At 67.3% G+C, this 14,139-nt stretch carries 12 protein-coding genes and 1 pseudogene; 4 read left to right on the top strand and 9 right to left on the bottom strand.

Features of this window, described 5'->3' with window-relative positions:
• Positions 1–14: 14 nt before the first annotated feature.
• Positions 15–1,205 carry an ISAzo13 family transposase gene (locus tag OV287_RS22835; RefSeq protein WP_267542308.1) on the bottom strand — a complete coding sequence of 397 codons (1,191 nt, stop codon included), beginning with the start codon at positions 1,203–1,205 and terminating at the stop codon, positions 15–17.
• Between the two features lie 159 nt (positions 1,206–1,364).
• Between OV287_RS22835 and OV287_RS22830 the strand changes: the two are divergent.
• A pseudogene (locus OV287_RS22830) lies at positions 1,365–2,336 on the top strand (tyrosine-type recombinase/integrase); the annotation flags it as partial.
• A 56-nt stretch (positions 2,337–2,392) separates the two neighbouring features.
• Here the strand turns inward: OV287_RS22830 and OV287_RS22825 are convergent.
• The 4 genes from OV287_RS22825 to OV287_RS22810 all read right to left on the bottom strand — a co-directional run bounded on the left by OV287_RS22825 (position 2,393) and on the right by OV287_RS22810 (position 6,101).
• The gene (locus OV287_RS22825; protein ID WP_267536150.1) at positions 2,393–3,658 is read right to left on the bottom strand and encodes a right-handed parallel beta-helix repeat-containing protein; all 1,266 of its coding nucleotides are present in this window, start codon (positions 3,656–3,658) and stop codon (positions 2,393–2,395) included.
• Between the two features lie 279 nt (positions 3,659–3,937).
• Positions 3,938–5,044, bottom strand: coding sequence for a TPM domain-containing protein (locus OV287_RS22820; RefSeq protein WP_267536149.1), 1,107 nt, complete (start codon positions 5,042–5,044; stop codon positions 3,938–3,940).
• Entirely contained in the window at positions 5,041–5,667 is a 627-nt protein-coding gene (locus OV287_RS22815; protein WP_267536148.1) for a LemA family protein, read from the bottom strand. The genes OV287_RS22820 and OV287_RS22815 overlap by 4 nt, the downstream gene beginning before the upstream one ends.
• Entirely contained in the window at positions 5,664–6,101 is a 438-nt protein-coding gene (locus OV287_RS22810; RefSeq protein ID WP_267536147.1) for a TPM domain-containing protein, read from the bottom strand. Before OV287_RS22810 ends, OV287_RS22815 begins: the two co-directional genes overlap by 4 nt.
• A gap of 112 nt (positions 6,102–6,213) precedes the next feature.
• Between OV287_RS22810 and OV287_RS22805 the strand changes: the two genes are divergently transcribed.
• Both OV287_RS22805 and OV287_RS22800 read left to right on the top strand, forming a co-directional pair.
• Positions 6,214–7,572, top strand: coding sequence for a TAXI family TRAP transporter solute-binding subunit (locus OV287_RS22805; RefSeq protein ID WP_267536146.1), 1,359 nt, complete (start codon positions 6,214–6,216; stop codon positions 7,570–7,572).
• Positions 7,573–7,639: 67 nt separating this feature from the next.
• A complete protein-coding gene (locus OV287_RS22800; protein WP_267542396.1) occupies positions 7,640–8,362 on the top strand; it encodes a lysophospholipid acyltransferase family protein in 723 nt (240 codons plus the stop codon).
• 110 nt (positions 8,363–8,472) lie between these two features.
• Here OV287_RS22800 and OV287_RS22795 read toward each other — a convergent pair whose 3' ends face one another.
• The 3 genes from OV287_RS22795 to OV287_RS22785 are packed head-to-tail and all read right to left on the bottom strand — an operon-like array spanning position 8,473 to position 11,649.
• Positions 8,473–9,597, bottom strand: coding sequence for an NHL repeat-containing protein (locus OV287_RS22795; protein WP_267536145.1), 1,125 nt, complete (start codon positions 9,595–9,597; stop codon positions 8,473–8,475).
• Between the two features lie 57 nt (positions 9,598–9,654).
• Entirely contained in the window at positions 9,655–10,764 is a 1,110-nt protein-coding gene (locus tag OV287_RS22790) for a bifunctional UDP-sugar hydrolase/5'-nucleotidase (protein ID WP_308809679.1), read from the bottom strand.
• 54 nt (positions 10,765–10,818) lie between these two features.
• On the bottom strand, positions 10,819–11,649 hold the full coding sequence (locus OV287_RS22785; protein WP_267536144.1) for an SH3 domain-containing protein: 831 nt from the start codon (positions 11,647–11,649) through the stop codon (positions 10,819–10,821).
• Between the two features lie 344 nt (positions 11,650–11,993).
• On the opposite strand from OV287_RS22785, the gene OV287_RS22780 reads away from it, so the two are divergent.
• Positions 11,994–12,965 carry a DUF808 domain-containing protein gene (locus tag OV287_RS22780; protein WP_267536143.1) on the top strand — a complete coding sequence of 324 codons (972 nt, stop codon included), beginning with the start codon at positions 11,994–11,996 and terminating at the stop codon, positions 12,963–12,965.
• Positions 12,966–12,988: 23 nt separating this feature from the next.
• Here OV287_RS22780 and OV287_RS22775 read toward each other — a convergent pair whose 3' ends face one another.
• A complete protein-coding gene (locus tag OV287_RS22775; protein ID WP_267536142.1) occupies positions 12,989–14,134 on the bottom strand; it encodes a mannosyltransferase family protein in 1,146 nt (381 codons plus the stop codon).
• Positions 14,135–14,139 lie beyond the last annotated feature (5 nt).

Below are 14,139 nucleotides of genomic sequence, written 5' to 3'. Positions count from 1 at the left end.
CAAAATAAGTGTAATTATTTCACCAGCTGAGCGCTCGCTTGCCGTCTCGGAGAGAGCGAGTAGTTCCATTCCCCGTGAAACCGCTTCTTTCGGATGTTCAGTTGCCCAAAGTCCGCTGCGCTGACGCGAACGCCAAGGGGGTACTCCCTCGTATCCAGGGCAGCCCGAACACACAGTCCCGTGCGTGTCGTGGTGCTGCCGATGAGATTGATGACAACTTGATAGCTCGTTAGCGGTCGGCCTCGCCAGTTGAGCGTGATCTGGGCAAAGAGTCGATGCTCGATCTTGTTCCATTTGCTCGTGCCCGGAGGGTAATGGCTGACGGAGACCTTCAACCCCGTGGCATCTGCAAATTCTTGCAGGCACTTCTTCCATACCCGCGACCGTGCCGAGTTCGAACCCCCAGCATCCGCTACCACCAGAAGCTCTCTTGCATGAGGATATGCATGCCTGCCCATCGTGAGCCACCAACGCCGAAGCGACTGGACTGCGAACTCAGGAGTGTCATGGTCCGTCCCAACGTTGACCCAGCCCTCGTCACGGGCCAAGTCATACACTCCATAGGGAATCGCTTTGCCCTCAGCCATATCCGGAAAATCGTAGGCGTTGACTCTGGGCGCTTGGCCTTGGAGCTGCCACTCCCGACCCGGGGTCTTGAAGTTTCCAATCAACTCCTTCTTCTTCGAGTCGACGGACACCACTGGTTGTCGGCGCCGCTGAAAGGCCTTCGCTTGTCGAGCGATGTAACGAAACTGTGCATTCCTATCTGGATGGCTGCCTCCCTCTTCCTCCTTACGCGGAGCCTGCAAGCTATACCCCGCTTCGTGCAGCATCCGCGCGACGGTGTCGCTACTCACCTCATGCCCTCGCTCTCTCAACTCCGACGCAAGGTGCCTCACGCTCTTCGTCGTCCATTGAAGCGGCGATTGCGGTTCGCCGCGCGTCACCGGCTCGAGCAGCGCCTGGAGGTCACCCAGCAACCTCGCGTCCTTTGCGCTCAGGCGCCTTCTTCCTCCTCCTGGCCGACGCACTCGCGACGTTGAAGCCCTTGAAGGCGGTTGCCGCCGAAGCTCCGCCAGCTCTTTCTTGCCCTTCCAGATGCGACGACCACTGATCCCCGTTGCCCGCTGGAGCGCTGCGGTTCCTCCGCGTCCAAGGCTTTCCACTTCAGCCGCAGCCCACAGGCGGCTGACCCTCTCGTCCATGATGGGGGCCAGGGCCTTGAACTTGGCGCGCAAGGCTTCGAGATCTACTTTCACGCATACAACATGCCCACGAAATGCCTCTTACGCAGCGACCAGCCCCATGGCTGCCTGCCTGGTGGGCTCATTATCACTTTCATTACACTTATTTTGCGACAGCCCCTTACCTACAGCGAGAACAACAACAAACACTCCAGCGTCGTCAGCAAGAGCCAAATCCTAGAGGCTCACATCCTGCCGTTTTTCGGTGAAATGGCGCTGGCTGCTATTGGCCCGGCTGAGATTGAGGATTTCAAGGCTGTCATGCGCAAGAAGAAGTCGGCAGCGCGCGCCCGGAAGGAGGCCCCCACGCAGGCAGCCATCCGCAAGCGCAGCGGCGAGGAGCCGAAGCCTCTGAGCCTCAAAACCATCAACAACGTGTTGACAGTGCTGAGCAAGCTGCTGGCGGTCGCGGAAGAGCAGCGGGTCATCGAGCAGGCTCCGCGCGTGAGGCTCTTCGCGAAGCTGCCGAAGCCGCCCTTTGATTTCCTCACCTTCGAGGAGGCAGAGCGCCTGCTCGACGCCGCCGAGCCGGAATGGCGAGCGCTGCTCCTGGTGGCGCTCAAGGCGGGGCTGCGGCAAGGGGAGCTGATCGGGCTCCAGTGGGGCGACGTGGACTTCCAGCGAGGCAAGCTGCACGTCCGCCGTACCATCTGGCGCGGTGTCTCGGGCTTGCCCAAGGGCGGACGCGAGAGGACGGTGGAACTGCCCGGCTCGGCAGTGGACGCGCTCAAGGGACACCGGCACCTGCGCGGCCCTTACGTGTTCTGCCAGGAGGACGGCCAGCCGCTTACTGACGGGCTGCTCAAGCTGCCGCTGCGCCGGGCCCTCCAGCGGGCGGGCATCACGCGCGAGCAGGGCCGCATCGGCTGGCACGACCTGCGGCACACCTACGGCAGCCACCTCGCCATGAGGGGGATACCGCTGACGGTCATCAAGGAGCTAATGGGCCACGCGACCATCGACATGACGGAGCGCTACGCCCACCTGAGCCCGGACACGCGCAGAGAGGCGGTCGGGGTTCTCGACCGGCCCTCTGCGCCCGCGTGCGACATACGTGCAACACGGATGGAGGAAGCTGCCAACCACCCGTAAGCACGGCGTAAAAAAGTGGAGGCGGCGGGAATCGAACCCGCCGCCTGGTGCGGGACTCACTCCAGCACGGTGGACCCCTCGTCCACCCCGAGCACCTGCCGCCACACCCCGAGCTTCTCCGGGGATGAGAGGGTGAGCTGCTCGCCAGGGAAGTCCTCGCCATCGGCCTTCAGGATGCCACCGCGAGCGTAGTGGTTCTCCTGCATCAGGAGCCCCTGGCGGAAAGGCTCAGCCCCAAGGCGCAGGAGAAGCGGTTGCCCACCCCCTCGCAGGAGGTTGTTCCTAACCTCGAGTCCAGTGACGCCCCTGCCATCTGCGGCCAACATCAGCCCGTAGCTGGCCGTACCCTCGATGGTGTTTCCCACCACCTTAACGCTCCTGGCCCCCGCGATGCGGATGCCCTGCCCATTGCCCGCCGGAACGTTGCGGATGTCCTGGATGTGATTGCCCTCTACTTGGATGTTCTCGGGCGGAGTGTTGCCATCGAGGATGGACACGCCGCGGCCGGCTCGCGAGATGGAGTTGCCATGCACCTGGATGTCGCGGGCGGACGCGTGGATGACCACAGCCTCCCCTGCCGAGGAGCCGGGCTCACGAATGGCCGTGTTGGGAAATCCGGAGAGGACATTGTCACGCACGGTGACTCGAAGGCACTGCTTGATGTCCACCCCGTTCTCGCCTTCGTCGTGCAGCGTGTTGCCCTCGATGAGTACCCCCTCAGCGGGGCCCTCACCCGCCTGGCATTGAATGGAGTCCCCCGAGTTGTGATGGATGTCATTGCCCCGGATGACGATGCTCCGTGCCGGACCCACCACCGCCACGCCATGGGAGTCATCTCCCGGCTTGATGAAGTGATGGAGGGCATTGTTCTGGATCGTGATGTCCTGCGCTCCCTCCACACACACGCCCGCGCCAGAGGTCCCGCCATGCAGCTCACTCCCGGAGAGGATGGACTGGCTGGCGTTGGCATCGAAGAGGACGGCGAACATTCGCGCTCCCCCGACGTCGATGTGCAGGTTCTCCAGGTTCCAGCGCCCCTGCACGCGGATCACCGCGCCGCGCACCCTGTCCTTCGGGACAAGGGTGGGCCTCGGAGAGCCCTCCCCGCGCAGGGTGATGGGAGCGACACCCGAGCCCCGTGACTCGAGGACGAGCTCCTCCGGATAGACCCCTGGGAGTACCCGGATGATCTCTCCCGGACTCGCGAGTGCCGCCGCCCGGCCGATGGTGCGCAACGGGGCCTCGCGTGTGCCCGCCCCACCATCCGAGCCCTTCGGACTCACGTACCAACTGCGGCCCATGGGCTCAGGCGGCTGGGGCACTGTCGGCGCAGGCTCCTCTGGAGCCGGCTGCTCCACTTGAGGGGACGGCGCATCGGAGGGTTTGCCATTCCCCGGAAGCTCCGGCTCACAGGCGAGCAGGAGCAGACAGGTGAACACTCCGCACGCGCCCTTGAAGCGTCCTTCGCTCCTCGCTTCTCGCGTCACCCGCTGCCCCCGCGCTCAGACCCCCATCGAAGCGCCGAAGGTCGTCACGAGGGACGCCAGCATCAAGGGGTCAATCCTAGGGAAAGGTGCGCACCTCCACACTGGGCGGGGTTGCTACCAGGAGGAGCTGGCCCCGCCCCCGCCGAAGCTGCCCCCTCCCCCACCCCAGGAGCTCCCCGAGCTGGAGCCGCTCGAGCTGGAACCGCCTGAAGAAGACGACGAGCCCCACGAGGAGGATGAGGACGAGCTGTAGGTGGAACTGCTGTTGAGGAAGAAGAACAAGATCTCGATCAAGATCCTGAAGACCGGGGGATAGGTGACGAACAGCAGCCCGACGGCCAGGAGGGAGAAGGACTTCCCAGCATCGAAGAGCATCTTCAACACGTTCGTGGAGTGGTAGTCCGAGAGGGACACCAGGCACCCCGCCGTGGCACTCAGCCCCAGGACGAAGGCGACCCGGAGGGACTGGTACTGGGCCCCGAGGGTGACCACGAAGAACATCGCTGCGAACACCACATAGGCCAGCGGGAAGTGGAACGTGGGAATCCGGCCCGAGTTCACCAGGAGCACAGTGATGGCCGGAGGAACGAGGAGGAGCGCACCGATGCACCCGGCCAGCCGCCAGCTGCCGAGCCGCTCCCGCCAGAGTCCGACACAGCAGCCGAGCAGGATGCCCCCGACGATCCCCATCCCTATCTGCCCCAGCATGATGTTGTTCACCTGCGCTGGGCTCAACGGCTTCGATGCGGAGAGTGCCGGCACGCCCTCGGCGCTCGGCAGGCGCTCATGCACTCCCTGGATGACGCCCAGCACGGCCCCTCGGTAGTCATCCTGACGCAGCAACGGGCCCTGAGCGTCGAGGATGCGTCTCACGGCGTCGTCTGGCAGGTACTCCTCCATCCCATAGCCCACCTCCAGGCGCGCACGTCGGTCGTCCACCGCGAGCACGAAGAGGAGCCCGTCGTCCTGGCCGGCACGCCCCCCCTTCCACGCCTCGGCGGCCCGCATCGCATAGTCCTCGATGGGCTCGCCCCCAGTGGTGCCGATGAGGAGCACCGCCATCTGCGCGCCCGTTTCGTCGCGCAGGCGCACCAACTCGCTGGCCACGGCCTCCGTGTCCGAGGAAGACAGCAGCCCCCGCTCATCCACCACGGGCCGGTCGATGACCGGAACGCCGCCGAGGAGCGCCGGCAACAACAGCACCAGGGCCCAGGTCTTCACCACGAAGTCACCTCGGAGGACAAAGGAACGGAGGTGGGCAGTCCGGAGAGCCGGACCACCCAGACCTGCGGGAAGGAGGACGCGGAGGCGTTGTACCCGGCGGATACCAGGTCGTAACGCCGCTGTTCCACGCTCACCCGGTTCTCCGCGCCGGAGATCTGCGCGTCGCGCTCTGGGCCGGGCGTGGCGGTGGCATAGCGCGCTTGCTCCCGCGCTCGCCGCTCCACCACATTGCGCACCTGCGCACGCTGGCGCGTCACCTCCTGCAGCGTCGTATTGAGGCTGTTGCGCACGGAGAGGCCACTCAGCCCGAGCACCACCGCCACGCCAGCGGCAACCCACGCCCCCTTGCGCAGGCGCTCGCGCCGGGCCTGTCGCGCCCGCTCCGCCTCGAGCCGAGCCTGCTCCTGCTCCCGGCGGCGTTGCTCCAGCACCTCCATCGCCCGGTCGATGTACTCGGCGGGGATGTCCAGCTCCTGCCCGATGCGCTTGACGTCCTCGGTGGTGAGCGTCTCCGGCGCCGAGTCCTTCTGCATCAGCCGGGTGGCGGTATGGATGAGGTCATCCACGTCATCGTAGGCAACCTGCCCCTGAGGGGGACGGCTCCGGGTCGCGTCACTCATGACACGCTCACCACGTTCGGCAGCTCGTTGCCCCGGGTGTCCTCACCGGGAACGGCGGTGCGAAGCAGGTCGCCAATGCGCTCAACAGCCGCTTCCAACGCCGTCACGGCCGAGCCCTCGCGGAAGCCCCTGGCGAGCGCGTCCACCACCTCCTGCCAGAAGCCAGGCTGGGCGGCGCCATGGACTCCCTGTCCCGCGTAGACAGCGGCCTTGCGGTCGGACAACGCGACATAGAGGATCACCCCGGTGTCCTCGGCCGTGCGACGCAAGCCGAGCTGCTCGAAGAGCTGTGCGGCACGGGCCAGCGGCTCCCCTCCGGGGCATTTCCGCTCGAGGTGAACGAGCACCTCCCCCCGGTGTCCCTCCTCGGCGCGGCGGATGGCCGCCACCAGGCGAGACTCCTCCTCCTTGCTCAGCTTCCACTTCGGGCGCATCCACGACCAGTCCATGGCGGGGAGGATATGCCATCCGCCCGGGGTGGAGGAACGTGCCCCCCCTGCCTGCTCGACGGGGATTCTCCGGGGATGTCTATACTCCGCGCCCATCATGAAGAAGGACTCCATCAAGGAACAGCTCCAGCGCACGACGCGGCGTGACCTGTGGCTCACGGTGGCCCCCGCGGCCCTCCTCGTCGGACTCGCGTTCGCCGTCACGTTCTACTTCGTCAAGCCCGCGCCACCGATGAAGCTCGTCCTCGCGACACCACAGGACGAGGGAGGCTTCCGGTACTTCGCCCGGCGCTACCAGGAGAGACTCGCGCGGCACGGCGTCACGGTGGAGATCCGGCAGACGAAGGGGTCGGTCACCAGCGTCGGGCTCCTCTCCGGGGACACGGCGGAGGCGGACGTCGCGTTCGTGCAGAGCGGCACGGCCGGCGGAGAGGACGCCGCACGCATCGTCTCGCTCGGCAGCCTCTCGTACGTGCCGCTGTGGGTCTTCTACCGGGGCGAGCCGATCGACGATGTCCTCGGGCTGAAGGGCAAGCGCATCGCGGTGGGAGGCCCCGAGAGCGGAACGCGCGCGCTCGCTCAAACACTCTTGTCGGTCAACGGCGTGGACAAGTCCCCGACGGAGCTCCTGCCGCTGGAGCGCGACGCGGCCATCGAGCAGCTCAAGGCGGGCAGCGTCGACGCGGTGTTCCTCGTCTCCCCCGCGGAATCGCCGGCCATCCAGAAGCTCGCCGCCGCTCCCGGTGTGCGGCTCCTCAGCTTCGCTCGCGGTGAGGCCTACGCCCGCCGCTACCCGTACCTGTCGAAGCTCGTGCTGCCGCGCGGAGTGTTCAACCTCGCCGCGGACATCCCGGATCACGACGTAGTGCTGCTCGCGCCCACCGCGAACCTCATCGCGCGCGACACGCTGCATCCGGCGCTCGCCTATCTGCTCATGCGCACCGCGAGTGAGCTCCACGGCAGCGCCGGACTGCTCGACCGGTCGGGCGAATTCCCGGCGCCGCTCGAGACCGGCTTCCCGCTCAGTGACGAGGCCCGCCGCTACTACCAGGCCGGGGTCCCGCTCCTGCAACGCTACCTTCCGTTCTGGGCCGCGAACCTGGTGGACCGGCTCTGGGTGATGCTGGTGCCCATCATCGCCGTGTTGGTCCCCCTGGGGCGGGCCGTGCCCGCGGTGTATCTGTGGCGGGTGCGCTCGCGCATCTTCCGCTGGTATGCGCGCCTGAAGGAGATCGAGCTCCAGCTCGAGGAGAACCCCGGGAAGGAGATGCTCGAGGACATGATGAAGCGGCTCGAGGAGGCCGAGCGCGCGGTGAACCGGATCCCCGTGCCACTCGCCTACGCCGAGAACCTCTACTTCTTCCGCGAGCACATCGACGTCGTCCGCCGGCGGCTCCTCCGGCGTCTCTCGGGGGCTCCCGAGCTCCACGAGGCCGTGACCCGGGTGGCCAGCTGAACCTCGCGCAGGGAGTGGACGAGGGGCCCCCGCACATGCGATGCCCCTCCTCCCACCGCCCTGCGCCATGAAATACGTCGTCACCGCCTGGTTCTGGCTCGTCTTCCTCGTCACCGCCCCGGTGCTCTTCCTGCTCGGGCTGGTGCTGTTCCTCGTCGCGTACCCAGTGGATCCGGACCGGCGGTGGCTGCACACGCTGGTCTGCCGCTGGTGCTTCGGGTTGTGGCTGCACGCATCCCCGGGGTGGCGCACGCGCGTGGAGGGGCGGGAGTTGCTGCCGTCCGGCGCTTGCGTGCTGGTGGCCAACCACCAGTCCGCCGCGGACATCCTCGCCGCCATGGGCCTGTTCCACCCCTACAAGTTCGTGGCCAAGTCGTCCCTGTTCTCCCTCCCCCTCGTGGGGTGGATGATGAGCCTGCTGGGCTACGTGCCGGTGACCCGCGGCAGCACCACCTCCATGGACCAGATGCTCGAGTCCTGCCGGTACTGGCTGCGCAGGGGCATGCCGGTGCTCATCTTCCCCGAGGGCACCTATTCGCAAGAGGGACTGCTGCGCTTCAAACGGGGAGCCTTCCAGCTCGCGCTGGAGGAGCACGTGCCCGTGGTGCCGGTGGTCATCGAGGGAACCCCCCAGCTCCTCGAGGGGGATGGCATCTGGATGAGCCCGCGCGCCTCCATCCGCGTGCGCGTGTTGCCGCCGATGTCTCCCGAGTTGTTCGCACCGGACCCGGTGGCACTCGCCGATCAGGTGCGGACGCTGTACGTGGATACGCTCGCCGCGACGGGTTGACCGGCACGAAGGCCCGCCTCATCCGCTTCAAGGAAGTGAGCAATGGGGAGCAATACCCCCTCTCCCGGGGGGAGAGGGGAAATGTCCTTCGCGGACCTACCTGAAAGGGATTAGCGGCAGTCCGCGCGCCGCAGGGAGACGCCGGCCTCGGTGCGGTGCTGGTAGACGACTCCTCCCTCGTCGAGGACCGCGAAGTCCCGGAAGGTCTCCTCGGGCATGGTGTTGAGCGGCAGGTCCGCCTGGCCCAGCACCTTCCCATCGAGCGGATCCAGGCAGAAGAGCCGCACGCCGGGCTCGGATGCCGGGCTGGCCTTGCCCGTGGGCAGCTCACCGGCCACCCCCAGGTAGATGACACCGGAGCGATCCGAGTCGAGCAGCGTGATGTACATCAACGGAAACTGCAGCCGGTACTCGCGGGTGTAGCGCTGCTGGTTCGTCTGGCGATCGACGGCGTTGACCAGGAGGCGGCCTCCTCGTGAGTCGATGATGTTGGCGAGGATGTAGGAGCGGCCATCCCGAGTGGGGCGGCCGGGAATCTCCGAACGCGTGGTGTCGGCCGTGCCCGAGAGGTCTCCGATGCGGATCAACGCGCCGTGCTCGCGCTCGACGTACACCGAGTCCCCATCCACGAAGGTGCCGGTGATGCCACCCGTCTCGGGGATGCCCGCTCCCTGAAGTGGCAGCTCACCCCGGAGCGTCCCCGTCTCGGGGTCGATGATGGCCACGGACTTGTCCCGCAGCCGATCCATCACCAACAAGGTGCCGTCCTTCGCCACGGTGACGTCCTGCGGCGTCTGCTGGGTGAGCGGCGTGGTCCCGAGCACCTTGCCGTCCTGGCCAATGCGGACGAGCCGGCCATTGAGCTGATCCAGCACCACGACATCTCCGAGCGGCGTCACCGTCAGGGACATGGGCGCCTCGGGGTTGGCCTCCTGGGGACGATCGCGTCCCAGCTGCGAGGGCCCGCTGCCCCAGCCCAGCTCCGCGATCACTCCCTGGGCCCTGTTGGAAGGAGCGGCCTGAGAAGCCCCCGGCTCCGCCCTCCCCTGCTGACGAGAGCCGGCTGGAGCCCCAGCCGGAGCGGTGTCTCCCTGAGCCGATGCCGCCGACCCGTCCGTTGGCGAGGCAGAGCCCGAACCGTCCTTGTTGCCAGAGCGTGCCACCACGAGCGCGAGGCCAAGCGCGAGGACAACGAGACCCAGGATGATGCCAACACCGCGCTTGCGCGCCTCCATGACCGCTTCCTTTCCTGCGAATACCGGGTGATGCAGCGAGCCACGAAGGGGCTCCTCTCAATGCGACACAGAGCCCGGGGGCTCGATCCGCTCCACCCGCGCCTTCAGCTCCGGGTCATCCGCCACCTCTGGCCCGAGCGCAATGAACGAGAGCAGTTGGGTACGGCTCCCCGCCTCCGGCCGCTCCCGAGCTTGCTCCGCCATTCGCTGGCGCCGGGACAGAAATCCGGCCAGCGCCTCCTCGAGCGACTTCCGGGTGGCCTCGTCCTTCGCCGCGGCCAGGCGCTCCCGGGCCCGCTGGATGTTCTCGTCCAGGAGCTTCAGTCCCTCCCGAGCCCGTGCCAGCTCAGCGAGATCAACGAACGGTCCCGCCCCCGCGGGGGTGAGCTCCAGGCGGCCCAACTGCCTGCCGCGCTCGCCAGATTGCACCAGGGTGGCATGACCGTGGCGCTGCGCCGTCCCCGGAAGGCGGCCCTCGTGTGATTGCAGGACGAGATCCACCGCATCCCCCGCCTCCCGGGAGAGCGTCTGGGAGGACGCCAACGGCATCGCGGCCAGCACCACCACCACGTCCACCTTGTCCTTCTCGCGCAGGCGGCGGGCCTCAGCCAGGAGCGCGGGCCCGGGAGGTCGGCCGATCATTCCCGGCTGCGCCTCTCCCTCGGGCGAGAGCCCCACCACGCCGAAGGTCGTCTGCCCCACCCGCACCACCGTGGAGGCAGCGAAGAGCGGCTTGCCCTTCGCATCCACCAGGTTGGCCGACAACAACTTCATCTTCGACTTCCGGGTGGCCTGCTTCAGGAAGTCCGTGCCGAGCACCAGGTCTCGCGCCCCCACGGCCATGGCCACGGTACCCAACGCATCCATCTGCTCCAGCAACAGCTCCGCGCGAGCCCGAGCGCTCGGCTCCCCTCCCGATTGGAGCGTCTTGAACAGCGCGTTGCCGGAGTCCAGCACCAGCACCGGCACACCCTTCGCGCGCTCTTGAGAGAGGACCGTCTTGCGCCGAGCCAGGCCCCCCGCCGGGTTCTGCCCGCAGCCGCAGTGGGCGATCTCTCCGCCGTTGTCTCCGGTGAAGAGAATCACCGCCTTCCGGGGCTCGGCTCCAGCCATCAGGGGGTTCAGCAACAACACCAGCAGGGCGAGCAGGCCCGGTCGCACGCGCATCACATCCTCAAGAGACAGTCAGTCCCAACCGCCACCTCCCCAACAGCGGAGGGATTAGAAGTGACGAATGGCGTGGTAGGTGGTGGTGGCGGTGCGGAGGTTGTAGACGCAACCGGCCGCGCAGCCCTTGCACTCGTAGGCCCACATGCTGCCCCAGCCATCACCCGACTCGTAGAGGAAGGTGTGGCCGGCGCCGTCGACGTTGTAGACGAGCGCATCCGCCTTCAGCAGGGCGTCGCGGGAGATGGTCGTCCACTGGCTGGTGTCGGAGTTGAAGCTGATGGTGCTGTAGGGGTGCGAGTCGACGGCCACGTTGCTGTTCGTGCTGGGCACCACCCAGGCCTTGGCAAGGAAGCCGGAGCAGTCCGCGCCGTACGAGCCGCTGTGCGTGCAGCTCGGGCAGTTACCCGAGCACGAGCCCACCGCGGAGCCCGGATTCCAGCCGCCGTGGCCCCACCAGTAGGAGAAGCCCATCGCGCCCTTCGCGATGTTGATGGAATCGTCGCGCGTGGTGGTGGAGGTGGTCACCAGGTTGAGGTAGCTGCCCGAGGCCCAGCCCGTCACGCCGCTGTAGGTGACCTTGTACCAACCGCTGGTGGGGCAACCCCCGCCCGCCTCCTTGGCAATGGAACCGGACGGCATCGTCAGGAGGATGCTGTACGTCGTCCCGGCCCCGCTGCGCAGGTTCAGGTTCGCGGTCGTCTGGAGGTTGGAGCCCGCGGTGACGCACGTGGTGATCGCGTTGGCGCTGCTGCCAATGCTCTCGTCCACGCCCTTCAGCTCGATGCTCTCCACGGACGACTGGCCGCCGCCACAGCCCGCCGCCAACACCGCCACGACCGCCAACCACTTCAAGGAATGACCGCTCATGCTCGGGTTGCTCATTCGGACCTCCGTCCAGGGGGGACTGCGGGAAAGCAGGCGCGTCCCACGGCCCTTCACCGCCGGAAGGCATGGGAGGGACTGCGAGTAAAACAGGAAAGCGATGATTACAGGGAATACTAGCTTATTTCATCTTCTTTTTCGTGCGGGCTCGGCCCGGCACAGACGCAGCGCGTCGACCCCGCCAGAGGCGATCCTGACTTCGACATCCGCATCGACGCCGGAGCGCGGACGTGGAAAGCGATTCACGGACAGTGCCCCGAGGAGATGAAGCGGCGGCTGAGCATCTTCTCCCCAAAAGGCCCCGGATCTCCTTATTCTGCGCTCCAACTTTAAGGAGCCCACACTTGGCCGGATCCAGCCTGCTCGCCCTGATCGACGACATCGCCACCATCCTCGACGACGTGTCGGTGATGACCAAGGTGGCCGCGAAGAAGACCGCGGGCGTGCTGGGCGATGACCTTGCGCTCAATGCCGAGCAGGTCTCCGGCGTCAACGCCGACCGGGAGCTGCCCGTGGTCTGGGCCGTGGCCAAGGGCTCGGCGGTCAACAAGGCCATCCTGGTGCCCGCGGCGCTGGCCATCAGCGCCCTGGTGCCCTGGGCGGTGACGCCGCTGCTGATGATCGGCGGCCTGTACCTCTGCTACGAGGGCGTCGAGAAGCTGGCGCACAAGTTCTTGCACAGCAAGGCCGAGGACGACGCGCACCACGCCGAGCTCACCCAGGCTCTGGCCGATCCAACCGTCGACCTGGTGGCGCTCGAGAAGGACAAGATCAAGGGCGCGGTACGCACCGACTTCATCCTCTCGGCGGAGATCATCGTGATCTCGCTCGGCGTCATCGCCACCGCGCCGTTCATGACGCAGGTGATGGCGCTGGTCGGCGTGAGCTTGCTCATGACCGTAGGCGTCTACGGACTGGTGGCGGGCATCGTGAAGCTGGACGACGCGGGACTCTTCCTCTCCCGGCGGACGGGTAACGGCGGCTGGGCGAAATTCCAGCGCGGCCTGGGCTGGGGCCTCCTGAAGGGGGCGCCGTACCTCATGAAGGGCCTGTCAGTCGCCGGCACCGCGGCCATGTTCCTGGTCGGCGGCGGCATCATCGCGCACGGCATCGCCCCGCTGCACCATGCGACCGAGGACCTGGCCCACCGCGCGGGTGAGGTGCCCGGAGTCGGCGGCCTGCTGAATGCACTCACGTCCCCGCTGGCCAACGCCGTGGTGGGCATCGTGGCCGGTGCGTTGGCGCTCCTCGCGGTGCTCGCGGCCCAGCGCGTGCTGAGCCGTGGCAAGGCCGGAGCCTCGAAGACGAACGGATGAGGCGCTCCGGCCGCCGGCCCGGGTCAGTTGATGGGATAGGAGTGGACGAAGAGGAAGACGAGCATGCCCTGGAAGAGGGCAAAGCCGAGCACCACGGGTCCGCGCAACGCGGGCTGGCGGCTGAGCCAGGCACCCAGCGGCAGGAAGGCGGGCCAAACCGCGGCGCTGTAGCGACCCAGGCCCACCAGTCCCACCGTCCACAACACCAGCATGAGGGGAATGGCGAAGGCGGCCAGCGTCCACCAGCGCCGGTGCCGCGCGAGCAGCAAGGCGCCAGCGCCCGGAATGAAGGAAGCCGCCACGTAGACACTGACCTCGGGGGCCCAGTTCCCTCGCAGCCAGTGCCCCAGCCCCGCCCAGGCGCCGTCCCACCCTGACGCGCGCACCTTCCACCAGAGCTGGGGATCTCCGAACGTCCGCCACAGGTAGAGGAAGTAGAGCGAGGTCAGCAGCAGGGGCAGCAGCAGCGCGAGCAGGTCCCGGTGCCAGAGCGCGCGCACACCGCCGCCTCGCGAGCGCAGCTGCTGGAAGAACAAGGACAGGCCCGCGACGAGTGACAGATGGCGCGACAGCCCGGCCACGCCCAGGGTGAGCCCGGCGCTCCAATGCCGTCCGCGCAGACTCAGCGCCACCGCGAGTGCGGTGAGGAACACCATCCAGGACTCGGGGTAGCCCGCGGAGTGGAAGAAGGCGAAGGGATAGGCCGTGAAGAGCAACAACGCGGTGCGCGCCGCGTCCTCGCCCTCGAGCTCCCGGAAGAGCCGGTGGAGCACCACGAGTGCCAGCAGTCCGGCGATGTTCGCCACCACCACCAGCGACACCTCGGTGCTCAGGCCCGTGACGTCCCGCACGAGCCGTCCGAGCAGGGGCAGGAGCGGAAAGAAGTTGGTGGCCTGGGGACGGGTGTAGCCCTGCTGGGCGATCTCCGAGTACCAGCCGCAGTCCCACCGGCAGAACGCCTCCAGGCCCACGGGCCCGACACTCCGGTACGGTGGACGGTGGAGCCGGTCATCCAGCACGAGCGACACGCGCGCGATCAGCAGGAGCGCCAGACGGCTGAACAGGAAGAGTCCGACGGGAAAGGCAACCTGGGCGCCCAGGGCGCGGAGCCGGGACCAGGCGGTCGCGGGGGGCGGAGGCTCTCCGGTGACGGGAACATCGGTGGACATACGGC

Source organism: Archangium lansingense, assembly GCF_026626635.1.
GTDB lineage: Bacteria > Myxococcota > Myxococcia > Myxococcales > Myxococcaceae > Archangium > Archangium lansingense.
Note: the sequence above shows the minus strand (reverse complement) of the source record. Positions and strands in the feature narration are given on the sequence as shown.